Annotated in this window: 18 protein-coding genes and 1 pseudogene; 7 read left to right on the plus strand and 12 right to left on the minus strand. The window is 39.6% G+C overall.

What is annotated here, in order from left to right; all coding sequences use genetic code 11:
- Positions 1 to 169 precede the first annotated feature (169 nt).
- Complete coding sequence (locus tag SporoP32a_RS07170) at positions 170 to 1,651, minus strand: glycine betaine uptake BCCT transporter (RefSeq protein ID WP_085427281.1); 1,482 nt, start codon at positions 1,649 to 1,651, stop codon at positions 170 to 172.
- A 369-nt stretch (positions 1,652 to 2,020) separates the two neighbouring features.
- On the opposite strand from SporoP32a_RS07170, the gene SporoP32a_RS07175 reads away from it, so the two are divergent.
- Positions 2,021 to 2,674, plus strand: a complete 654-nt coding sequence (locus SporoP32a_RS07175; RefSeq protein WP_085427282.1) for a reverse transcriptase-like protein — start codon at positions 2,021 to 2,023, stop codon at positions 2,672 to 2,674.
- A gap of 150 nt (positions 2,675 to 2,824) precedes the next feature.
- The gene (locus SporoP32a_RS07180) at positions 2,825 to 3,589 is read left to right on the plus strand and encodes an SH3 domain-containing protein (RefSeq protein WP_085427283.1); all 765 of its coding nucleotides are present in this window, start codon (positions 2,825 to 2,827) and stop codon (positions 3,587 to 3,589) included.
- Between the two features lie 182 nt (positions 3,590 to 3,771).
- Here the strand turns inward: SporoP32a_RS07180 and SporoP32a_RS07185 are convergent, their stop codons facing one another.
- Positions 3,772 to 4,188, minus strand: a complete 417-nt coding sequence (locus SporoP32a_RS07185) for a carboxymuconolactone decarboxylase family protein (protein WP_085427284.1) — start codon at positions 4,186 to 4,188, stop codon at positions 3,772 to 3,774.
- 221 nt (positions 4,189 to 4,409) lie between these two features.
- On the opposite strand from SporoP32a_RS07185, the gene SporoP32a_RS07190 reads away from it, so the two are divergent.
- Positions 4,410 to 4,706, plus strand: a complete 297-nt coding sequence (locus SporoP32a_RS07190; protein WP_085427285.1) for a hypothetical protein — start codon at positions 4,410 to 4,412, stop codon at positions 4,704 to 4,706.
- Positions 4,707 to 4,822: 116 nt separating this feature from the next.
- On the opposite strand, the gene SporoP32a_RS07195 is transcribed toward SporoP32a_RS07190, so the two are convergent.
- Positions 4,823 to 5,782: a DMT family transporter gene (locus SporoP32a_RS07195; RefSeq protein WP_232319608.1), complete on the minus strand. Its 960-nt coding sequence runs from the start codon at positions 5,780 to 5,782 to the stop codon at positions 4,823 to 4,825.
- A gap of 196 nt (positions 5,783 to 5,978) precedes the next feature.
- Here SporoP32a_RS07195 and SporoP32a_RS07200 point away from each other — a divergent pair, with 196 nt between their 5' ends.
- Positions 5,979 to 6,716, plus strand: a complete 738-nt coding sequence (locus SporoP32a_RS07200) for a hypothetical protein (RefSeq protein ID WP_085427287.1) — start codon at positions 5,979 to 5,981, stop codon at positions 6,714 to 6,716.
- A 52-nt stretch (positions 6,717 to 6,768) separates the two neighbouring features.
- Here SporoP32a_RS07200 and SporoP32a_RS07205 read toward each other — a convergent pair whose 3' ends face one another.
- The 8 genes from SporoP32a_RS07205 to SporoP32a_RS07240 form a co-directional block, all read right to left on the minus strand.
- Complete coding sequence (locus tag SporoP32a_RS07205) at positions 6,769 to 8,406, minus strand: thiamine pyrophosphate-binding protein (RefSeq protein WP_085427288.1); 1,638 nt, start codon at positions 8,404 to 8,406, stop codon at positions 6,769 to 6,771.
- Positions 8,403 to 11,162 (minus strand): EAL domain-containing protein, encoded by a 2,760-nt coding sequence (locus tag SporoP32a_RS07210; protein ID WP_085427289.1) that lies wholly within the window; start codon positions 11,160 to 11,162, stop codon positions 8,403 to 8,405. Before SporoP32a_RS07210 ends, SporoP32a_RS07205 begins: the two co-directional genes overlap by 4 nt.
- 418 nt (positions 11,163 to 11,580) lie before the next feature.
- Positions 11,581 to 12,378 (minus strand): histidine racemase CntK family protein, encoded by a 798-nt coding sequence (locus SporoP32a_RS07215; RefSeq protein WP_085427290.1) that lies wholly within the window; start codon positions 12,376 to 12,378, stop codon positions 11,581 to 11,583.
- 97 nt (positions 12,379 to 12,475) lie between these two features.
- Positions 12,476 to 13,786, minus strand: coding sequence for a Na+/H+ antiporter family protein (locus SporoP32a_RS07220; RefSeq protein ID WP_085427291.1), 1,311 nt, complete (start codon positions 13,784 to 13,786; stop codon positions 12,476 to 12,478).
- 145 nt (positions 13,787 to 13,931) lie between these two features.
- Positions 13,932 to 15,440, minus strand: coding sequence for a histidine ammonia-lyase (gene hutH / locus SporoP32a_RS07225; RefSeq protein WP_085427292.1), 1,509 nt, complete (start codon positions 15,438 to 15,440; stop codon positions 13,932 to 13,934).
- 243 nt (positions 15,441 to 15,683) lie between these two features.
- Complete coding sequence (gene hutI, locus SporoP32a_RS07230) at positions 15,684 to 16,955, minus strand: imidazolonepropionase (protein ID WP_085427293.1); 1,272 nt, start codon at positions 16,953 to 16,955, stop codon at positions 15,684 to 15,686.
- Positions 16,952 to 18,631, minus strand: a complete 1,680-nt coding sequence (gene hutU, locus SporoP32a_RS07235; protein WP_085427294.1) for a urocanate hydratase — start codon at positions 18,629 to 18,631, stop codon at positions 16,952 to 16,954. The genes hutI and hutU overlap by 4 nt, the downstream gene beginning before the upstream one ends.
- 205 nt (positions 18,632 to 18,836) lie before the next feature.
- Positions 18,837 to 20,312, minus strand: coding sequence for a helix-turn-helix domain-containing protein (locus SporoP32a_RS07240; RefSeq protein ID WP_085427295.1), 1,476 nt, complete (start codon positions 20,310 to 20,312; stop codon positions 18,837 to 18,839).
- A 215-nt stretch (positions 20,313 to 20,527) separates the two neighbouring features.
- Here SporoP32a_RS07240 and SporoP32a_RS07245 point away from each other — a divergent pair.
- Together SporoP32a_RS07245 and SporoP32a_RS07250 are read left to right on the plus strand one after the other, a co-directional pair.
- Positions 20,528 to 21,571 (plus strand): annotated as a pseudogene (locus SporoP32a_RS07245) (IS30 family transposase).
- A 169-nt stretch (positions 21,572 to 21,740) separates the two neighbouring features.
- Complete coding sequence (locus SporoP32a_RS07250; RefSeq protein ID WP_085427285.1) at positions 21,741 to 22,037, plus strand: hypothetical protein; 297 nt, start codon at positions 21,741 to 21,743, stop codon at positions 22,035 to 22,037.
- A gap of 116 nt (positions 22,038 to 22,153) precedes the next feature.
- On the opposite strand, the gene SporoP32a_RS07255 is transcribed toward SporoP32a_RS07250, so the two are convergent.
- Positions 22,154 to 23,113, minus strand: coding sequence for a DMT family transporter (locus SporoP32a_RS07255; RefSeq protein ID WP_232319609.1), 960 nt, complete (start codon positions 23,111 to 23,113; stop codon positions 22,154 to 22,156).
- Positions 23,114 to 23,309: 196 nt separating this feature from the next.
- On the opposite strand from SporoP32a_RS07255, the gene SporoP32a_RS07260 reads away from it, so the two are divergent.
- Entirely contained in the window at positions 23,310 to 24,047 is a 738-nt protein-coding gene (locus SporoP32a_RS07260) for a hypothetical protein (RefSeq protein ID WP_085427297.1), read from the plus strand.
- Positions 24,048 to 24,081 lie beyond the last annotated feature (34 nt).

The raw sequence follows: 24,081 nt of genomic DNA on the forward strand, positions 1-24,081 counted from the left end.
AAAATTAGAACAACCTACTACACTGTACTATTTTGGAGAAACTTCATCCGACACTAGACACAACAAGGTTTTAGCGCCTTATACGATTTCATAAAAAAAATGCCGCTACGTAAAATTAAGTAGCGGCTAAAATATACTCTAGCTTATATACAGGTAAATAATCTTACTGTTATCTTCGTGAAATGTTTTCCTGACCTAGTGCTTTCATCAGTGATACTACCATCAGCAGCATGACGAATGAGAATGGTAAGGCGGCTATAATAATCGTATTTTGCAATGCCCCCAGACCCCCAACCCATAACAAGATCAATGCGATGGATGATTGGATAACACCCCATACAATCTTCACGCTAGTTGGCGGCGTGAGTGAACCGTATGTCGATTGCATACCGAGAACAAATGTCGCAGAGTCAGCACTTGTTACGAAGAATGATGCGATTAATAGAATAGCAATAGCAGAAATGAAGAATGACCATGGCAATTCATTAAACATCTCGAAAATGACTAGCTCCGTTTTAGAGCCGGCGATATCGGCGATACCTGTAAGCTGCATATTCACAGCTGTCGTACCAAATGCAGAAAACCAAAACGCACATAGTAATGTCGGTACCAATAGAACACCGACCATGAATTCTCGAATTGTACGACCTTTTGAAACGCGTGCTATGAACATACTGACAAACGGCGCCCATGAAATCCACCATGCCCAGTAAAAGATAGTCCAGTCAAACAACCATTGTTGATTGTCTACGTTAAGTGGTGCTGTGCGGAGGCTCATCTCTACCAGATTCCCAAGATAACTACCGAATGACTCCGTGAACATATTCATGATTAATAGTGTAGGTCCTAAAATCACAACAAATGCGAGTAGTAACACGGCTAGAACGAGGTTCAAGTTGGATAAATACTTAATTCCTTTACTCAGTCCTGACCACGCAGATGCAATGAATAGGACGGTAACGATTGCGATAATGATAAATTGAGAGAATGTCCCAATTTCAATACCAAACAAATAATTAAGGCCTGCATTAATTTGAACAGCACCAAAACCGAGAGTGGTAGCAACGCCGAACGCAGTTGCAAAGACAGCAAGAACGTCTACGAATATCCCCCACGGACCATCCATTTTATTACCGAAAATCGGTTTCAATGTTGCTGAAATTAAACCAGGTGAACCTTTACGAAACTGGAAGTAAGCCAGTGCTAATGCGACAACTCCATACATGGCCCATACATGGAGGCCCCAGTGGAAGAAAGATTCTCGTAAGCCTTCCTTAAATGCTTCATTAGTACCTGGATCCTCAGTTGCGGGACTGACGAAATGTGACAGCGGTTCAGCTGCACCATAGAACACTAGACCGATTCCCATTCCAGCTGAAAACAGCATAGCAATCCACGTAATTGTAGAGAATTCAGGTCGATCCGTGTTCTTCCCCAGACGGATCTTGCCGTACGGACTGAAGATGAGGAAGATACTTAATAACAATAAAGAGGATAGCAGTAGCAGATAATACCATCCAAATGATGATGCGACAAAATTCTTGGCATTACTCGTAATTTCCTCGAAACTATCCGAAGCGAATGCCCCATATCCGACAGTAATGACGATTAATGCGATAGTAATGTAAAAGACATTTGATATTTTTCTCATGTTTCTCCTTTCGAATTGAGGCTATTTGTTCGTGTAATGAACGATTTCTAACTATACATATTCTTTTAGAAAAACGCAAAAGAGAAAGATACATGCAAACATATAGGTAGAGTTGTTTTATTTTTTCATAAAGCGTTACAAATATAGACAACATCTAGCAATAAACGATAATGAGATAAAGAACCGTGTCTAATTATGAAGGCAGAAAATATATTAATAACGACTTTATGCCTACTATAGCGTACTTTTAATTCTCAATAAATGTGCTTCATTCAACATAAAGTGTTGCTGCTATTATTTTATATTTAATCAATACTGAGTTTTTTTGCAATTAAAAAAGGTTACACTACGTGTATTGGAGGAATTGCCATGCAAATTAGTATTGAATGGACATATAAGTCGCGTAACGGAAAGATCACTGTTTTTCATTCAGAGGAAATGTCAGCAGAAGAAGCCATAATGTTTGGCTTGGATATAGAAAAGACTGGCCGAGTAAAAGATATTATTTTTGTTGATCCACATGATAGCTCATGGACGTTGAAAGAATTAAAGACCTACGTAAAAGGGATTGAAACAGAACCACATAACATCAGTATTTATTTTGATGGTGGCTTCGATTGGGACACGAAGACGGCCGGACTTGGTTGCGTCATCTATTATGATCAAAACGGCAAGTCCTATAGGGTAAGGAAAAATGCTTTCGTCGAAGGTCTAACTTCAAATAATGAAGCAGAATATGCCGCACTTCACCTTTGCTTGCAGGAGTTAGAGATTCTTGGAGTACACCACTTGCCTATCTCTGTACTCGGTGATTCACGTGTTGTTATCCATCATTTAACCGAAGAATGGCCTGTCATCGAGGAAGATTTGTATCGCTGGGCAGATAGAATTGAAGCGAAGATGAAATCGCTTGGATTAGAACCACAGTATGAGCTCATTTCTCGAAAGTTAAATAACGAAGCAGATCGACTTGCAACTCAAGCTTTGGCGGGTGTTGAGATTATGGCAAATAGCGAAAGGTAAATAGTACGTAGAACAAGAAAGATCATAATGAAATATCATACTAACTTACTTGCTTAAACAATAGTCTAAATAGTAAGATATACTAGTATAGGCCCACTAAGTTCTTTAGCGTTCCTATACATGAATAACTATTAATGAGGAGTGAGTTATGTGAGAAAAGTATTATTTTTAATTACGGTACTAGTTTTGAGCTTTTCCTTTAGTCTTCCTACTGGGACAGAAGCAGCTACAAAAACAACTACCATGTATGTAAGTGCAAAGAGTGACATCGTCCTCCGCGTAAAGCCTGCCAAAAATGCAGAGCGAGTGGGAACAATTAAAAACCATTCGAAGGTAACGGTCTTTTCTTCATCTAACGGTTGGTCGTATGTACAAGCAGGAAAGAGTAAGGGATATGTTTATACATCTGCTTTATCCAAGAAAAACCCTAACGCCAGCCCCGCTCCAACTACTGTCACAAAAGGTTTGACCCCTGTTAATGGCTTAACCCTAACGTATTCCCCTTCTTTTTTCGATGATACAAAAGAAAATTTTGTTGTAAAAAAAGATGGTGAATTCACTTTTCTATTCAATAAAGGAGACACACTCTATCCTGACTATTCCAGCTATACGTATATCGAGGATAAAAATAGACTGATGATCGGCGTATCTGATTCGGATGTTATATTTGTAGATGTGTTATATCCATTGAAACAAGGAACGTACGCAAAATCTGCTTACGATAATTCCAAAGTTTTAGTAGAAAGCACGACGAAAACGATCAAGGTAAAGGCAGGTACGTTTAAAAACGTTGTAATTTTGCGTCACAAAGACGGTTCACGCGAATATATTGCAAAAGGTATCGGGATCATCAAGAGTACAAACAACAAAGGAACTATTATTACAGAGCTAGTATCAGTTAAAGCAAAAAAGTAATGCACACTAATGAATAATTGCTGCCAATGAGCTTCCCTAGGCAGCAACTTTTTATATTGATCTGAATTAAATAAACTGAATAATTTCTTGTTATTCTATAGAATACTATTCAACTATTTACTTATATACAAAAAAGGCTTCATTCAACGTAACGCCCTGTGGAATGAAGCCTTTTTATATAATTATTTATCATCCTCAATTTTAGTAATCGAAACGCCACGTTCCTTAAACACGGTTTGCGCTACCGATAAGGCATTTAGTACACTCGGGAATCCTGTATAGGGAATCAAATGCATAATGCATCCAATGATTTCATCCGGTGTTAAACCGACGTCAAGTCCCGTTTTGATATGCATCTGAATTTGCGGTTTTCCTTGTGCTACAAGCGCTGTAATCGTGGTCAGCACTTTTTGCTTATTGTCGAGTCCAGGTCGTGAATAAATATCACCGAATGCGAATTCTACAACGTACTTGGTCAAATCGGGAGCAACATCTTTAAAACTATCACCAATCTCCATCTCACCTGCTGGATTGTCCTCACTTGATAATGTGAGTTCCATTAACTTTTCTAAACCACGTTGATAACGATCCTCTGCCATTTTTAAAAACCCCCTGAATATTTTTGTCTGCCATTTCATCAAATGGCGCTATTCATTTCATTGTACCAAAATTTAAGATAAATCCAAATTTTGCATCTATTATTTTATAAGTATTTATTCTATTCTATTTTTTAGGCATAAAATGTCTAAATTAATTCAATCATTATTAGAAAGGTTCTTTATCGTTTATACTTAAGGAAACAAGTATGGGGGTCTGTACGATGGATTTTAAAAACGTAGAGGAACAAATCATACAAAAGTATAAAGATGATGAAAATTTGATGATTCGTCTATTTGTCCAATGGTGCGTGAATCATAAACTGAATCCACAAGCTCTTTATCAAAAAGCCTATCCTGAACAGCGGGAGAACCCTGCATTAAAAGAAGTAATGGAAAACGACGATGGATTCGAAGAGCTTCATATTGATAATGAAACCATGCTCGATGTACTTCAGATGTTTGGAAATGATGACCTGGCATTTGTGGTTGCGGATGAAATACAGAATTTTAAAGTATAATATTTTTTATTAAGCGTACTGATTTTGATGAAAACTACTGTATCCCTACTGTTTCTTACTATGACAAGAACTAAAAATGTGTCTGCAACGGAATTCACTTCTGATGCAGGCACATTTTATAAGATCTTAGTTCCCTCTCGTCTACCTACCACTAACATAGCTGAATATAGTACAAGAGCTATTCCCATAACCTGCAATGGTCGCAACTGATCTCCAAGAAACAGTACACCAATGAGAACTGCGACAATGGGTTCTATCGTTGCCAGAATGGATGCCTTTCCTGCTTCCAAATACTTCAGTCCTGATGTATACAACACATACGCTGCCACAGTAGAAACCAATGCAAGTAATAAGGACGAAATCCATACATCAACATGCTGAAATTTATCGAACTTGCTCCACACATCACTCGTCAAAGACATGAATAGTCCCATATAAAAAAATGTGTAGGTAGTAATCGTCAGTGCGGAATATCGTTTTGTCACTGGCTTCGTTAGTACACTATATAAAGCGTAGCAAAAGCCGGATAGAATCCCCATGAATAGCGTCTTGCCAGGGATACTTGCCGACCCATACGGTAAAAGTCCAACTACGAATGCACAGCCGATCATTGCGAATACTAGCGACAATCCCTTTTGTAAAGTCAGCAACTCCTTGAAGAAAACCCTTGATAAGATCATGACAAATAACGGTCCTGTATATAGTAATGTTACAGCTACCGATAAACTCGAACGAGAAAACACCTCAAAGTAAAAGTAATTAAATAAAGCAAGACTAAAAATCCCTGCGCTCGCGAAAAAAACATGGTCTTTTAACCGGGTGTGTAACTGGTTACGAAAAAACATCACCATGATGATAAACAAAAAGATGAAACTAAAAATCCCGCGAATTGCTACAACATCCCACGCAGTGAAACCTTGATCATAAAGCGGTGCTATGAATAAACCGATTAATCCCCAGCAGACCGCTCCTGAAATAGTCAATAAATAGATTTTCATACTCGCCTGTGCTTCCATTTTTCTTTCATCCCCGTTCTTTTCCCAAAAGATGCCCCATTTATGTATAGTAGTTTGCATACCGCATTATTAAAAAGAGTCGATAACTTCAAAACTAATTGCTTCATGACTTTCTTTTCTCATTTGTATTAATTTATGTCGGGATTGATCTGACAAACACCGGATGCTACTTATTCAAATACTTAAGTACTTCGCACGCATTTTATTGTATGATTATTTAATACATACAATAATGTCTACTATGAGGAGGTTTCGCATGGATGTTGTCCCAGTAACGTATTCCGATGAACTTCAAGATATAGTGAAAAATTCTCATCAATTGAACGACTGCTTTTCGGAAAAAGAAGTAGTGGATTACATCAGCAAGTTAGCTAAAGTTGAAGTAATGGATATGTATATCCATCATTATAAGGATCATATAACCAGTCGGGTCATTTATGAAGCAATTACACAAGCATTCCACATTCAATTAACTCTTGCTCCCGTTCTAACACTTGCAAAGCTGCGTTCTTTTGAAGCTCATACCCTAAAGGTTTATGAAAACTGCTCCGGACCCTCTTCGCAAGCTCTATTGGACTTATATTTAGACCATCATAATTATCGCGTGACAGGTAAAGAAGTCCGAACAATGATTAACCACTATTTTGGTATGAATTTAGTTGGAATTGATAAATTGGGGAAAACCAGAATTTCTTTGTATTCAAAAGGTCAGTGGCTCGTGAAAGATAATAAAGACTTATTTGTCATTCATACTGGCACAAATGATCTAGACGTGAAAATCTACTGTACAGACTACTTTACGGAGCGTACTGGATTAAAAAGCATACCCACTCAACTACAGCAATCTTTAGCAGGCATGGGATACAGTTATAATCCAAGAGTCGATGCGTATTACTTTTCAAATCCTTCAGGCACTACCGTTTCCAATGAATTTAAAGGAGATACAATAGATGCGATTGTAAAAGTTACACATGCATTGTACCCAACTATCTGATGAATACAAATAACCCGAAGTAGATGCTCAGGTAGCGTCTACCTCGGATTTTTTACTTTCCAAAGGAGGATAGAAACTTCACACGATCTCCCATTGGAGGTATTGTATTATCAATCAAGGAAATTTCAAGAATGGATGGCCCGTTCACGTTCATCAGCTCATCTATTGCTTCTTCGGTTAGATCCTCCATCGTTTCCATTCGTTTACTCGGTATGTTCATAGCCGCAGCCATAGCTGCAATATTCACCGGTTCTTGTTCAAACGATGGATGGGACCGCTTATATTGCAACGAATGTCCATGATAGACCATTCCTAAGCGTGCATTATTCATCACTACAAATAAAATCGGCAATCTATGTTCTTTTGCGGTGAGGATTTCCATACCGTGCATGAAGAAACAACCGTCACCCGTAACGCAAACTACTGGACGTTCAGGCTCAGCAAGCTTCGAACCAATTGCAGAACCTATACCGCTCCCCATCGCCCCAAAATGTACATTAATATCAAATGTATCGGACTCCACCACTTTCATATCATGAATGATATACGCCATGAACTCACCTATATCGACGGTATATCTAGTATCGCGGGGAGCATATTTTTGCAGGCGCATCAATACATTTTTCGTATTGTACTCTTCACTATCCGCTCTCCCTATTTCTTGCTTCGTAAATGCTTGATCATTTGTCGGCAAGTTCAAAGTTTTTAATTCATCTAGTAACGCGGTCAAGCTTAAATCTATGTCTCCCAAAACAGCAGCATCCACTTCATATTTACGATTAAAAACGGATGAATCGTAATCCAGTTGAATAGTGTACCGACCTTTAGTGAGATTGACGTTCCAATTATTCGTAGCCGTCTCGCCTAAACTGGAGCCTACTACCAGTAAAGCTTCACCATCACTCCCATTGATCAATGAAGAAGCGGCGTCATGACCGGCAAAGCCGAAGACGCCAGCGTGAAGTGGATGATCTTCTGTAATATAGCCTTTTGCTTGTGGTGTTGTAATAATTGGCCACTTGAGCATCTCCGCTAACTCAAGTAACTGATCGACAGAGTTTCTAATACCTTGTCCTACAAAAATATATCCATCCTGTTTATTAACGAGCTCTCTTGCAACAGACTGTATGACGTTTTGATCCGGAACTATCGGCGTTCTTTTTCGCGGAGCCGGTATTTCAGGAGACTCAATTGGATTGATCTGGATATCTATCGGCATGGCGATATGGACAGGACCCGGTACACCGGAAATCGCTATTTCACAAGCCTTTACCACTTCGCCAAGTAAATCCTTCGAATCCGTTACAGTTACACTATATTTCGTCACTGATTTAAAGAGTGGTTCAGCATCCAATTCTTGAGAGGCATTTAAACCGACAGTATCGACAGGAACTGCACCCGTCAAAAATAATACAGGAAGATGTTCACGCATAGCATTTGCAGCACCTGTTAGTAGATTGGTACCACCAGGCCCACTGCATCCAATACACACACTCATAGTAGCCGTATATTTAGCATAAGCAACTGCCATATAGGAAGCAGCGCCTTCATGTTTCGTCACGATCGGTGTCAGTTCAGGTATTTCATACAACTCATCAAAAAACGCATTGACAGAACCTGCTGGGATACCAAAAACATGTTGTACCCCGCTAGTCATTAAATAATCCAACACTGCTCGAACAGCCTTCATAAAATCTCTCCTTTAATAGCCAGATATGTGCTTTCGAATTCATTCGCTTTCAGCGGCACATTAAAGTAATACCCTTGCATGATATAACATTCTCTTGAGGCTAAAAATTCCGCTTGTTCTAGTGTTTCGACACCTTCAGCAACTACATGCAACCCCAGATTTTCTGCTAACGTGATGATCGTATTCACAATGGCTGAATTGTCGTCATTGCTTTCCAATTCCTGAATAAACGATTTATCTATTTTCAACGCATTGATCGGCAAGTTTTTTAAATAGCCCAAAGATGAATAGCCTGTACCAAAGTCATCAATAGACATCTTGATTCCGATCGCCTGTAACTCTTTCATCGTCTGGATAGTCAACTCTGTATTTTTAATAATTTGGTTCTCTGTAATTTCAAGACATAAAAGCTCTGGTGATACCCCTTCTTCTTCTAATATATCTTTTACCGTTTGGAATAAATTATTTTGTTCAAACTGGCGGGCCGATAGATTTACAGATACTACAATCGGTGGATATCCTTTAGCTTGCCACTTCTTGATTTGGTTACATGCACTTCTAATAACCCACTCTCCGATAGGAACTATTAGCCCCGTCTCTTCCGCCAGTGCGATAAACTTATCGGGTGTGATTAATCCTTCTGTCGAGTGATTCCATCTCAATAACACTTCAGTTCCGATGATAGTATGTGTACTATAATCAATTTGAGGTTGAAAATAAATTTCGAACTCCTCACGATCAAGTGCTTTATATAAAGCATTTTCAAACTTCACATTTTCAAACGTCCTGATATCCATCGCCACTTGATAAAAATGATAGCTGCTGCCGGATACGTTTTTGGATTGATACATGGCGATATCAGCATTTTTAATCAATAACTCCACTGTCTGTCCATCTTGAGGAAATAAACTGATTCCTATACTGCTGTGGATGTGCATTTCATGTCCTTTTAGATTGAATGGCTTGTTGAATTGATCCACAATCTTTTCCGCCACTTCAACAACATCTGCTTCTGATCTAATAGAAGGCAGGTAGATAATGAATTCATCACCACCTTGACGCGACGCTGTGGAACCTTCAGGGAGACATGCGCATATACGTCTTGCTACATGTGCCAATAAAATATCACCATAGCTATGCCCTAATAAGTCATTGACTGATTTGAAACGATCCAAGTCCATGAACAGTACCGCTGCTTTATCTTCATGAGTCCGGGCAAAGCTCAACCCTTGTTCCATGCGATCTTTTAAAAGCACCCGGTTGGGAAGATTGGTCAAGCTATCATAATACGCATGGTACCTGATTTCTTTCTCCATCTTCTTTCTTTCGGAGATATCTTTAAATGTAACGACATCCCCAACGACTCTATCTCCTTCTTTGATGGAAGATCTAACATATTCTACAGGAAAACTGGACTGATCTTGTCTAAAGAATGTAACTTCCTCTTTATTTGTATTATTTTCATTGTAAATAATACTGACAGGTTTACCTATTAACTCATTCTTCATCTTATAACCTAGCATTACGGCTGCGGCTGGATTACAAAACGTAATGACCCCCTGTAAATCTAATCCGAATATCCCTTCACCTGCCGAATGGAGAATCAGTTCCTTCTCCCGGCTAATACGCTGTAATTCTTTCATCGCTGATTCAAGTTCGTTGTTCTTTTCCGTTATCTCTGCAGTACGCTGTTCTATAATTAACTCTTGCTTTTCCATATTCAATAAGTTCAATAAAGTGGATGCTGTTGTATCGACAATAGATTGCGTCAGTTGTTGACTGGTCTCGGAGTAATTCGGATTTTTTTGTTGAAGGTCTGCAATGACTAGTAAACCTAATACTTTCCCCATGGAAACAATAGGAAGAATAAACATCGATTGAATACCAAAGTATCGACATACTTTATGGTTCACACGATCGTCTGCAAAGACATCTGGAATAAGTTGCGCTTTTCTAGATGCAATCACTTCCTGAAACACTTTATCATTTTCATCATCAAATTTTTTCTCGTCATGAGACTTAACCCATTCTTCTGGCGACCAATCACTTTTCTGATTAATTGTTGTAGGCTTAATCTTCATTTGCACCAACGGATCGATTAGATGGACACCTATGTCATTGTTTCCAAGCACTCTTTCTATATAAAGAAAACATGTATCCAGTGCTTCCTGCATCGTAGAACACAGTGATAAATCCCGAGTTATATCCAACAATAATTGCTTTTCTTGAATCAATTCTTCTTTACTTGTCAGCAACTTGGCATTTTGAATTGCAACAGCCGCCATATTGACGTAGGACTGGACGGTTTGAATCTCAAGTTCAGTCAAATTCATCGGAATTCCATAATCGAACAAGAAAACAAGTCCGAATAATTCCGTTTCGCCAGTAATAGGTAAAGCCAATAAAGATTTTATCTTAAATCCTATAACTGCCCTTTGATCAGGTCGATAGTCTTTAGATGTATCCGGTATATAGATCGTTCTTCTTGTTTCAATTACTTCTTTCGCCAGTAAATCGAAGTCGGTATCAATTGTATGCATATCGAGCGTCATGCCGTTGATCACTTCAGGCTTACCTACGAAGCCCCTGAATGATCCGTCTTGTTGCGGCAAGTAAATTCCGACCGAGTCACATTGAACAATCTCCTCTGATATAGCGGTGATCACGTGATTTAGCACTTCTCTTAACTCTAGCTTTGTATTTATTAGCTTTGTTATATTCGCTAGACGAAGATATCTTGTTTGCTCTTTCACTATTCATACCTCCTATCCTATCCAAGTGAATTCTCTATATATAGTATAGATACCGTCATGTGTATCGATAGATAACATCTTACTATGTTATTTGACAAATTATTAACAATAGTCTTTTAATAGATGTTACAGCTATATTAAATATATAACGAATAGGAAGATATTGTATAAGCAAATAGTATCATTCAAAAATCTAGGGTCAAAATCCCCCTGACAGTAGAGTGGTTACCAGCTGGATATAAAACTCTTCGCTTCTATACCACTACTGCTTATTTCTACGGCTAATTCATTTCCGATTTCTTTCGGTACATGAAAGGCTGCATCACCTACTCCAAAATTAAGGATTTTCACCTATACTTATTTCCAGAAATATAAAAGCGCCAACCTCAATTATGAAGTTGGCACTTTTAAATATATTGGCTTACATATCCAAATACACAAATCCTTCACAAGTAAAACGTACATCTGTAGAAATATAATTTTTACCGCCTGTTTCTACATGTACGATCCCGCCTGGCTGGTGAATTTGCAAGGTCTGATTTTGATTTTCCTTTGACAAATGAACACCCAAGGCTAGAGATCCTGAACCGCAAGCTTGTTCAAAAAATCTGCTCCCGGTTTCCGTCACATAAACAAAAGGCCATATTTCATACTCGCTTTCCTTCAACTGCTTGTATGGAATGATACCGATTGCTTTATCTTCAATCTTATTGGTGACTGCTTCAATCAATTGATTAAACTGATCTTCAGTTGGCCAATAGTCTGTTATGAAATGAGTGATACCATCCAATTTTACGACATTTCCTGTAATACTCCGACCATTCAAATCAATCACTATCTCAGTCGTTGATAATGGAGGCGGCATTTCAGCTTTGGCGACAAAATGAGTGGGTGACTTTACAACGACTTCGCACTCAAGCGGAAAATCCGAACCTGATGTCTCTAACAGAAATGTACGATCTTTGGTGAGCCCTTTATAAGAGCAGTAGGCAGCAGCACTTAACACGGCATTACCGCAAAATTCCCCACCCGACATTTCCAACCTCAGTACGGCATCTTCAGTTTGTGGTTGCACTAAGAAACCCGCCTGTTCTGCATGCAGATGTTCATCGTCCATAATTCTACTAGCGATTTTCGCATAATGCGCAGGTACTACATAGTTAGTTATAAAAACGGTAGTGTTTTTTGATGGACTAGCCTTTACAAAATCCAGTTTCATCTTTAATTCTCCTCCCTTTCCACTCGCTGATTACTTCGAAATACGTGATGCGGTGTGTTGAAAACACACCGCATCACGTAATGTTTCCATGATTTTTTTACAGTACCATAGCCGCAACGACACCAAAGATGAGAAGCGGGATATTATAATGTAAAAATGTTGGTACACACGTATCCCAAATATGATGATGCTTTCCATCCGCATTCAACCCTGCTGTCGGCCCTAGCGTACTATCAGATGCCGGTGATCCTGCATCGCCAAGCGCGCCTGCAGTCCCAATTAAGGCAGCCGTTGCCATTGGAGAGAAACCAACAGCTATACAGATTGGCACGAACAAAGCTGCAATAATTGGAATGGTCCCGAATGATGAACCGATACCCATTGTAATTAATAATCCGATCAATAACATGACGGATGCAATAATCAGTTTGTTATCACCTAAAATTGCTGTAGCTGATTCCACTAAATCATTGACTGCACCTGTCTCTTTTAAAATAGTTGCATATCCGGAAGCAATCAACATAACAAATGCAATCATACCCATCATGCTAATCCCTTCATTGACAACTCTTTCTCCTTCATTAAAGGGAACGACTGTGAATATATACATTAACGCAATACCGGTAAGTGCTCCTAAAACAAGTGAACCTGTAGCTAATTGTACAATCAACGCGCCGATAATTGCTCCAATAGTGAGGACGTGACGTAAGTTGAATTTCAGTTCGATTTCTTCAGGTATTTCTTCCGCAACAATAACTCCCATGTCGCTATGTGGAAGCTCTCTTGGCTTGCGGTACGAGATGAAAACGGCAACTAGTAAGCCTAATATCATCCCAATTCCAGGAATTAGCATGGAATAGGTGACTGATAAAAGAGGGATCTCCATACCACTTGCTTTCATTTCTTCTGCAATGATTCCGTGGAATATTAATCCAAACCCAGCCGGAATCATAATGTAAGGCGCTTTTAATCCAAATGTCAACGCACAAGCAACACCTCGACGGTCAATCTTCATCTTATCAAATAAATGAAGCAAAGGTGGAATTAAAATCGGGATAAATGCTATATGGATAGGAACCACGTTTTGTGAAAAACAAGCAACCCCTGCAATGGTTAGCAATAAAATTGATCGTTTTCCTCTTAAAACTTTCATCAATCTCTTCACAAGAAAGCCTGTAATTCCTGAAAAACTAATCATAACGGCGAACATTCCGAGCAAAATATAACTTAATGCGGTATTTGCTTGTCCACCCATTCCAGAGACGAGCATTGTTGTTGCTTCCGTCAATGACAAACCTTCCATTAACCCAGCCACACCTGCTGCGATAATAATGGCAAACATTACGTTAACCCGCAGAAGACTCAACACAGACATAACGATAACTGAAATCACTACCGTACTAAACATAGATTCACCTCTTCCTTTTAAACTAGAATAGAATTTCGAACATTCAGTTATTCACGGGCGAAGAGGGGAAACTCTCCCTCTTAATTTCACTAGTACTCATGAAAACAGATTCAACCATTGTAACAAACACCATCTTACATCCTATTTATTTTTTTGTGTATGCATCGAAATGAAAATCACTATTTTTCAACCATTCACTCATTGCTTCAATATCTTTCGAAAATACGCGATCTTCTTCAATATATGACACGATACTTCTTCCGTTTTCTAAAAACTCTCTTGTGGACGTCGACATCTTTTCTTTTCCACGAATCTCCACTGCTTGCATACTACAAATTGCTTCTATTGCTAGCACACGACGTGTATTTTTAATTACTTCATATGCATGACGAGATCCAATTGTGCCCATACTGACATGATCTTCTTGATTTGCTGATGAAGGAATCGAATCGACACTTGCTGGATGAGCAAATGTTTTATTTTCAGAAACAAGTGATGCTGCGACATATTGCATAATCATGGCACCAGATTGTAACCCTGGCTCCGGGCTTAAAAATGGCGGCAAATCATTTAATTGAGGATTTACTAAGCGCTCAATTCGGCGTTCTGAGATATTTGCCAATTCTGCTATTGCAATCGCCAAGAAATCCATAGCAAAAGCAATTGGCTGTCCGTGGAAGTTGCCACCGGATAATACTTTTTCACCATTATCAAAAATGAGCGGATTATCTGTAGCTGCATTCATCTCAATCAGCAATTTTTCTTTTACATAATTCATTGCCTGCCACGTTGCTCCATGAACTTGAGGAATACATCTAATTGAATACGCATCTTGTACACGTATTTCTCCTTGCTTTGTCGTTAACTCACTGTCAACTAAAATATTCCGAATTCGTTCTGCTACTTCGACCTGCTCATTATAACCACGTGCAAGGTGGATATCTTCGTCAAACGCATCAATGATTCCGCGTAAACCTTCAATTGTCATGGAAGCAATGCGTTCTGTCTGATAAGCCAATTTTTCAGCTTCCAAATACGCAACGACTCCCATTGCAGTCATTGCCTGGGTTCCGTTAATAAGAGCTAGACCTTCTTTTGCCGTTAATACAATCGGCGTAATTCCCTCTTTCGTTAAAGCTTCCTTGGCAGGAGTTCTTTCCCCTTTATAAAACACTTCTCCTTCTCCGATTAAAACTAGCGCCAAGTGCGATAGCGGAGCCAAGTCACCACTTGCACCAAGGGATCCTTGCTGAGGAATGACGGGATGAATATGCGCATTTACTAAATCGAGCAATCTCTCAATTACGACAGGACGCACTCCTGAAAAACCTTTCAATAACGCGTTGGCACGAAGAAGAATCATCGCTCGTGAAACGATTTCTGGAAATGCTTCCCCTACACCACATGCATGGGAGCGGATTAAATTTAACTGCAAGGATTCTACATGATCTTTATCAATAAGCACATCACTGAATTTACCAAATCCTGTTGTAATACCATATACAATTCTTTCTTCATCTACGATTCTTTCTACTGCTTTTCGGCTTTCTTCAACCTTTTTCATGCTTTCTTCTGAGTATTTTACGTTGTCTCCATCGTAAAGTACGCTATGCACCTCTGTAAAATTAAGCGTTTGTCCATTTAATACGACCATCTTTTTTCTCTCCCTTCAATTCCGTTGCTCATGTAACATCGCAATAAAAGATCTATATTACAGAACTTGAATGCGCTTACAAATAATAGGTTCTATTCACTTGATCCTCACACCATTTTTAATACTATGAGAAATTTTCAAGTGCCTGAGTTAATCCTCAGGCACTCAGTCAAATGTGTAGTCCGATTTTATTATATTGCGTACATAATTTATACGAATCCTTTACTTACTACTCATATCGCTTTAGTTTGACGCGTTACCAACGACCTGAACGCCTTTTTTCCAAACCGACTGGACGTGGTTAACGCCGAATAAATATTGGAGTTCTTGATAATTTTTTGCGTCCCATAATACGACATCACCTTGCTTACCTATTTCTAATGAACCTACTCTGTCCTCGCTCTTAATCGCGCAGGCTGCGTTGTATGTCGCAGCTGTCAAAGCCTCTGCCGGTGTTAAACGCATAGAGATGCAAGCTAAGTTCATCACGAGTGGCATCGATGTCGTGGGGGAAGACCCTGGGTTACAGTCCGTCGAGATGGCCACAGGCACTCCTTCGTCGATCATACGTCTTCCAGCAGCGGCTTCTTCACGTAAATAGAGTGCTGTCGCCGGCAGAAGACAAGCAATTGTACCTGATTTAGCCATTGCTTGTATACCTTCTTCAGATGCTTTCAACAAGTGCTCAGCTGAAATGGCACCTACTTTAGCTGCAAGTTCTGCACCGCCATAGGACTCAATTTCATCTGCGTGAATTTTCGGAATTAATCCCACTTTCTTTCCGGCTTCCAACATTCTCTCGGATTGCTCCGGTGTGAATACACCTTTTTCACAGAATACGTCATTGAATACTGCTAGCTCTTCTTCTACTACTATCGGTAATACTGTTTCAATTAAATAATCAATGAACTCATCTTCTCGACCTTTATAATCAAGAGGAACAGCGTGCGCCCCCATGAATGTCGGAACCAAGTCAATCGGATGTGTTTCTTGAAGTTTTTTCATCACACGAAGTTGTTTTAATTCCGTTTCTAGATTCATTCCGTAACCACTTTTTCCTTCTACGGTAGTTACTCCATGAGCAAGGAACGAGTCAAGTCGGCGTGTTGATTGCTCGATTAACTCTGCCTCCGAAGCTTCTCTTGTCATTCGAGTCGTTGCATGGATACCGCCGCCAGCATTCATAATGTCCATGTAAGTGGCGCCTTGCAGTCGCATTTCAAATTCGTGCTCCCGACTCCCTCCATACACCACATGTGTATGAGGGTCCACTAAACCTGGAGTCACCAGTTTTCCAGATGCGTCTACAATTACTGCATCTTGCGCTCTTTCACCATACATACTTTCAAGCTCTTTTGTTGTTCCTACAGCTTGAATGATCCCGTCTTCAATCCATAGACTGCCATCTTCGATAATCCCAAGATCCGACATATCTTTTTTCGCTCGTGGACCTTGCTTCCCCGAGGCCAACGTGGCCAACTGGGAAGCGTATTTAATCCAAACTATATTTTTCAATTTATATCATTTCCTTTTTTAAGCATTGGGATATTAACGCCTTTTTCTAATGCTGTCTTTTCAGCAATTTCATATCCTGCATCTACATGACGTACGATTCCCATACCAGGATCCGTAGTTAACACACGCTCAATACGGGCAGCCGCTTCATCTGTTCCATCTGCAACAATGACAATTCCCGAGTGAACAGAATAACCCATTCCGACTCCACCGCCGTGATGCAGCGATACCCACGTTGCCCCACCAACCGCGTTGATCATTGCGTTTAAAATAGGCCAATCCGCCACAACGTCCGATCCGTCTTTCATCGCTTCCGTTTCACGGTTTGGCGAAGCAACTGAACCTGAATCCAAGTGATCACGGCCAATGACTATTGGAGCGCTTAACTCACCACTTGCTACCATATCATTAATGATTTTTCCGAAACGCGCACGTTCACCGTAACCGAACCAGCAAATGCGAGCAGGCAATCCTTGGAATTCAATTTTTTCTTTCGCCATGCGAATCCAGTTACATAAATGTTCGTTATAGCTAAATTCCTTCAAAATTACTTCATCCAATTTATAAATATCTTCCGGATCTCCCGATAATGCTACCCAACGGAATGGGCCTTTACCTTCGCAAAATTGAGGACGGATATATGCAGGAACAAATCCTGGGAAATCAAATGCATTTTCGACACCTTCGTCTTTTGCCACTTGACGAATATTGTTTCCATAATCAAATGTGATAGAACCTTTATTCATCAAATCAAGCATTGCTTGCACATGTTTCGCCATAGATGCTTTGGATAGTTGTACATATTTTTCCGGATCGCTTGATCGAAGCAAATCAGCATCTATCATAGACATGCCAGACGGGACATACCCATTCAACGGGTCGTGTGCTGATGTTTGGTCAGTCAGTATATCTGGAATAAAGTTGCGTTCAATCATTTCCGGTAAAATGTCAGATGCGTTACCTAATAACCCAATCGATAATGCTTTGCCATCTTTTTTCGCTTCTTCTGCGAGACGGATCGCTTCATCTAATGAATCCGTTTTCAAATCTGTGTAGCGTGTTTCAATTCGACGGTCGATACGCGTCTCATCCACTTCAATTGCGATACATACGCCACCAGCCATAGTCACTGCAAGCGGTTGCGCTCCACCCATTCCGCCAAGACCTGCTGTCACAGTAATAGTTCCTTGCAAATTGCTATTATAATGCTTTTTGCCAAGCTCTACGAATGTTTCATATGTTCCTTGTACGATTCCTTGTGAACCGATATAGATCCAACTTCCGGCAGTCATCTGACCGTACATCATGAGGCCTTTTTTATCGAGTTCATGGAAAGTTTCCCAATTGGCATATGCAGGAACAATATTTGAATTTGCTATAAGAACGCGCGGCGCATCTGCGTGTGATTTAAATATGGCGACGGGTTTACCAGACTGGACAAGTAATGTTTCATCGTTTTCAAGCTCTTTTAGCGATTTTACAATCGCGTCAAAACTTTCCCAGTTACGAGCCGCTTTTCCAATACCACCGTAGACTACAAGATTCTCCGGGTGTTCAGCCACTTCTGGATCCAAGTTATTCATCAACATTCGAAGTGCAGCTTCTTGAAGCCACCCTTTCGTATTTAACTCAGACCCTCTATATCGAATTACCTTTTCGTCAGCAATTGTTTTCATGATTAAACAACCTCCTTTTTTCTATACTTTTAGTATACACAAAAGATTCTGTTTACTATTTATTAAATAATGATAATTTTATAATCTATATACATTTTAATTTTTCGTCATCTTATTTTTTATAATGAGTTTCACTTTATCATTGTATATCAATCAACGTGTCGAATCTTGACTAAAAAAAGAACCATACCTATGTACAGTTCTTTCATACATTCGATTGAAAAGAAGAAGGAGTCCTGCCTTCAAGTTTTTTAAATTTCATCGTGAAATAACTTTGGTTGGAGTAGCCTGTTAACCCTGATATTTCTTCCAACGACAAACTCGTTTCCTTCAATAAACGTTTGGCTTCGCGAATCCTTACCTGATGCAGTGCATCTCTAAAGAATTGTCCGGACTCAGCGGAGAATCGTCGGCTGAGGGTACTTTTATTCAGCCTAAGTGTATCCGCACAATCCGTCAAATTCCACTGCGAATTCCAATAATTCGATTCTATCAACGTCTTTACTCTTTCTACGAGGGAACGTTCTTCTGTTTGAAATTGTACATCGCCATCTCCATGTGAAAGAAGCCTAGTAATAAAGGCAAGCAACTCCTGCACGATCTCGTGTATAACAGGTTTCTTGATAATCTGTTGAAATACTGCATGATAACAATCTTCCCACTCCATCGTTTGAATATTATATGACTTCATATATCGGCGTACTTGTGCCAGTACACTAGTCAAGCGGATCCGAACCATTTCAGGGTCGGGATAGGGTTCTTCATACGTGAAAAACTCTTGCTCCAGCCATTTCCGTATTTCTTTTGCATCCCGTTTTTCAAGCATTTCAATCCATTGCCTTTGCTCCAATGGTGTCAGGAATGGATCCAGATCAGACCAGTCGGTATATTGACTATTTGACAAAATGATATCATAACCATCAAAAAATACTTTTTCTTTTAATTGCTTTGTCTGTGCATACGTTTCTTTTAGCGTTTGAAACGCCGGTGGGTCATTGATGACAATCGCCAGTGACTCTCCCTTGTCACCTTTCCACCAAGCTAGAAATGCGTGATACTCTTCATGGAACAACTTCTTTTCTCCCTCACACTGTACACACAACACGCAATCCGCCAGCGCAAATAATTGTTGTTCCGTCGTGAATGGAAATCGATGCAACTCATCATATAAACGCGGCAAGCTATTTAAGTCAGGTGTTGATATGGCAATCATCGTAATCGGTTGGGTTGTCATCTTGTCCGTAAGAAAAAGATCCGAGTAGTCAATCATCATGGACTGATCTTCATTATATAGGTCATTACTATAACGATGTCCTTCACTTCTTACCTGGTAGCGAATTTGTTGAATATGTTTCACTAAGTCATCTGGTGAAAAGGGACGAAATAAGACATCCTCCGCTCGGTAACGAAGTCCACGGTAAGCGGTTTGAAAAATACGCTCCGATGAAATACCCAACCAGCGTACATGACTTTTTCTAAGCAACTCCCCGAAACTATCATCTTGTTGCACCCATGTGTCCATATCCAATAACAGCATGTCAGGAAACTCGTTCAAACCCTCTTTCACAAACTCTTCGATGGAATCCCATTTGAATAGCTCCATTCCGGTCATTTGAGATTCAACAAGCCAACGAATTCCTTCTGCTTCCAAATGATCCTTAGCCACTAAATGAATCCTCACGGCCTGTCCTCCTTTTATTATCGCCACAGTTCGGGCCCTGTTTTCTCTAACCCCTACAAACCCACGAAAATATTCTGGCATTAGGAATCGCTAGTACATAAAAACAATGGGCCAATTGTACAATCAAGTTAGCCATCTAAATTCAAATAAAAAAATGCCACTATAAAATTTCGTGTATCATTGAAGTTACGAGACAAACAATGAGAGGAAGTTTTATAGTGACACAACTTGAGAATACCATACAAAACCGTAAAAATAAACACCTGTCAGCTTTTGAGCGCGGTCAAATCGAGGCGCTTCACAAGGACGGGCACACCAACCGAGAGATTGGCAGACGCTTAGGACGCGTTCATCAAACCATTGCCAATGAATTAGAGCGTGGAACCACGACTCAACTTCAAACTGGACGCACGCCCTATACAGCCTATTTCGCTGAAACGGGACAGGCGATCTATGAACGAAATCGACTTCAGTGCGGGGCGAAAAGTAAGTGGCTTATCGCGAGTGAATTTATCGATTTCGCATGTGAGAAGATCCTAGATGAGGACTGGTCGCCAGATGCGGTTGTTGGATTTATAAGCCTTCAAAACGAATGGATAGACCGACCTACAGTGTCCACGAAAACCCTTTATAACTACATTGATTTAGACATATTACGCGTTCGAAACATAGACTTGCCGATGAAACTAAGACGGAACACCAAAGTGAAACGCATCCGTAGAAACCGTCGTATTCTGGGCATGAGTATCGCTGAACGTCCCGTTGAAATTGATAACCGTCAAGAATTCGGTCATTGGGAAATTGATACGGTAGAAGGACAGAAGTCTGATGACAACGCGTTACTGACACTCGTTGAACGTAAAACGAGAAACTATTATGCGGTTCTACTAGACGATCAAGATCACGATTCAGTGGACTATGCGATGAACCAATTACGACAGGATTTCGGCGAGCTGTTTCCTCAAGTATTTAAAACGATTACGTCAGATAACGGCAGCGAGTTTTCTAATCTAACAACGAGTCTTCAAGGGGTCACGGACGTCTATTTCGCTCGTCCATACGCACCGTATGAAAGAGGGTCCAACGAGCGACACAACGGACTTCTCAGATGATATATTCCCAAAGGAAAAGCGATTTCTGATTACTCTACAGCGTCTATTCAACATATTTATCAGACATTGAATCAGTTGCCCAGGAAGATTTTGAACTATCGACAGCCATCCGTTTTGTTTGAACAAGAGTTAGCTAGGTTAGCTTAGTATTTTCAAAAAGAGATTATCGATAGAGGGATAACAGCCCCCTTCATACATACACTGGATTTTATCTAAGTGGCTAACTTAATATTGCAATTTAGGAAATTAATTCAATCATTATTAGAAAGGTTCTTTATCGTTTATACTTAAGGAAACAAGTATGGGGGTCTGTACGATGGATTTTAAAAACGTAGAGGAACAAATCATACAAAAGTATAAAGATGATGAAAATTTGATGATTCGTCTATTTGTCCAATGGTGCGTGAATCATAAACTGAATCCACAAGCTCTTTATCAAAAAGCCTATCCTGAACAGCGGGAGAACCCTGCATTAAAAGAAGTAATGGAAAACGACGATGGATTCGAAGAGCTTCATATTGATAATGAAACCATGCTCGATGTACTTCAGATGTTTGGAAATGATGACCTGGCATTTGTGGTTGCGGATGAAATACAGAATTTTAAAGTATAATATTTTTTATTAAGCGTACTGATTTTGATGAAAACTACTGTATCCCTACTGTTTCTTACTATGACAAGAACTAAAAATGTGTCTGCAACGGAATTCACTTCTGATGCAGGCACATTTTATAAGATCTTAGTTCCCTCTCGTCTACCTACCACTAACATAGCTGAATATAGTACAAGAGCTATTCCCATAACCTGCAATGGTCGCAACTGATCTCCAAGAAACAGTACACCAATGAGAACTGCGACAATGGGTTCTATCGTTGCCAGAATGGACGCCTTTCCTGCTTCCAAATACTTCAGTCCTGATGTATACAACACATACGCTGCCACAGTAGAAACCAATGCAAGTAATAAGGACGAAATCCATACATCAACATGCTGAAATTTATCGAACTTGCTCCACACATCACTCGTCAAAGACATGAATAGTCCCATATAAAAAAATGTGTAGGTAGTAATCGTCAGTGCGGAATATCGTTTTGTCACTGGCTTCGTTAGTACACTATATAAAGCGTAGCAAAAGCCGGATAGAATCCCCATGAATAGCGTCTTGCCAGGGATACTTGCCGACCGATACGGTAAAAGTCCAACTACGAATGCACAGCCGATCATTGCGAATACTAGCGACAATCCCTTTTGTAAAGTCAGCAACTCCTTGAAGAAAACCCTTGATAAGATCATGACAAATAACGGTCCTGTATATAGTAATGTTACAGCTACCGATAAACTCGAACGAGAAAACACCTCAAAGTAAAAGTAATTAAATAAAGCAAGACTAAAAATCCCTGCGCTCGCGAAAAAAACATGGTCTTTTAACCGGGTGTGTAACTGGTTACGAAAAAACATCACCATGATGATAAACAAAAAGATGAAACTAAAAATCCCGCGAATTGCTACAACATCCCACGCAGTGAAACCTTGATCATAAAGCGGTGCTATGAATAGACCGATTAATCCCCAGCAGACCGCCCCTGAAATAGTCAATAAATAGATTTTCATACTCGCCTGTGCTTCCATTTTTCTTTCATCCCCGTTCTTTTCCCAAAAGATGCCCCATTTATGTATAGTAGTTTGCATACCGCATTATTAAAAAGAGTCGATAACTTCAAAACTAATTGCTTCATGACTTTCTTTTCTCATTTGTATTAATTTATGTCGGGATTGATCTGACAAACACCGGATGCTACTTATTCAAATACTTAAGTACTTCGCACGCATTTTATTGTATGATTATTTAATACATACAATAATGTCTACTATGAGGAGGTTTCGCATGGATGTTGTCCCAGTAACGTATTCCGATGAACTTCAAGATATAGTGAAAAATTCTCATCAATTGAACGACTGCTTTTCGGAAAAAGAAGTAGTGGATTACATCAGCAAGTTAGCTAAAGTTGAAGTAATGGATATGTATATCCATCATTATAAGGATCATATAACCAGTCGGGTCATTTATGAAGCAATTACACAAGCATTCCATATTCAATTAACTCTTGCTCCCGTTCTAACACTTGCAAAGCTGCGTTCTTTTGAAGCTCATACCCTAAAGGTTTATGAAAACTGCTCCGGACCCTCTTCGCAAGCTCTATTGGACTTATATTTAGACCATCATAATTATCGCGTGACAGGTAAAGAAGTCCGAACAATGATTAACCACTATTTTGGTATGAATTTAGTTGGAATTGATAAATTGGGGAAAACCAGAATTTCTTTGTATTCAAAAGGTCAGTGGCTCGTGAAAGATAATAAAGACTTATTTGTCATTCATACTGGCACAAATGATATAGACGTGAAAATCTACTGTACAGACTACTTTACGGAGCGTACTGGATTAAAAAGCATACCCACTCAACTACAGCAATCTTTAGCAGGCATGGGATACAGTTATAATCCAAGAGTCGATGCGTATTACTTTTCAAATCCTTCAGGCACTACCGTTTCCAATGACTTTAAAGGAGATACAATAGATGCGATTGTAAAAGTTACACATGCATTGTACCCAACTATCTGATGAATACAAATAACCCGAAGTAGATGCTCAGGTA

This window comes from Sporosarcina ureae (genome assembly GCF_002109325.1).
GTDB classification, from domain to species: domain Bacteria; phylum Bacillota; class Bacilli; order Bacillales_A; family Planococcaceae; genus Sporosarcina; species Sporosarcina ureae_C.

Coding starts and splice junctions, on each gene's coding strand:
- SporoP32a_RS07215 (WP_085427290.1), bottom strand. CDS start 12,378: ATGAAACTGGATTTTGTAAAGGCTAGTCCATCAAAAAACACTACCGTT.
- SporoP32a_RS07175 (WP_085427282.1), top strand. CDS start 2,021: ATGCAAATTAGTATTGAATGGACATATAAGTCGCGTAACGGAAAGATC.
- SporoP32a_RS07220 (WP_085427291.1), bottom strand. CDS start 13,786: ATGTTTAGTACGGTAGTGATTTCAGTTATCGTTATGTCTGTGTTGAGT.
- SporoP32a_RS07250 (WP_085427285.1), top strand. CDS start 21,741: ATGGATTTTAAAAACGTAGAGGAACAAATCATACAAAAGTATAAAGAT.
- SporoP32a_RS07190 (WP_085427285.1), top strand. CDS start 4,410: ATGGATTTTAAAAACGTAGAGGAACAAATCATACAAAAGTATAAAGAT.
- SporoP32a_RS07195 (WP_232319608.1), bottom strand. CDS start 5,782: ATGCAAACTACTATACATAAATGGGGCATCTTTTGGGAAAAGAACGGG.
- hutH (WP_085427292.1), bottom strand. CDS start 15,440: ATGGTCGTATTAAATGGACAAACGCTTAATTTTACAGAGGTGCATAGC.
- SporoP32a_RS07255 (WP_232319609.1), bottom strand. CDS start 23,113: ATGCAAACTACTATACATAAATGGGGCATCTTTTGGGAAAAGAACGGG.
- SporoP32a_RS07200 (WP_085427287.1), top strand. CDS start 5,979: ATGGATGTTGTCCCAGTAACGTATTCCGATGAACTTCAAGATATAGTG.
- SporoP32a_RS07260 (WP_085427297.1), top strand. CDS start 23,310: ATGGATGTTGTCCCAGTAACGTATTCCGATGAACTTCAAGATATAGTG.
- hutU (WP_085427294.1), bottom strand. CDS start 18,631: ATGAAAACAATTGCTGACGAAAAGGTAATTCGATATAGAGGGTCTGAG.
- SporoP32a_RS07205 (WP_085427288.1), bottom strand. CDS start 8,406: ATGAAGGCTGTTCGAGCAGTGTTGGATTATTTAATGACTAGCGGGGTA.
- SporoP32a_RS07170 (WP_085427281.1), bottom strand. CDS start 1,651: ATGAGAAAAATATCAAATGTCTTTTACATTACTATCGCATTAATCGTC.
- SporoP32a_RS07185 (WP_085427284.1), bottom strand. CDS start 4,188: ATGGCAGAGGATCGTTATCAACGTGGTTTAGAAAAGTTAATGGAACTC.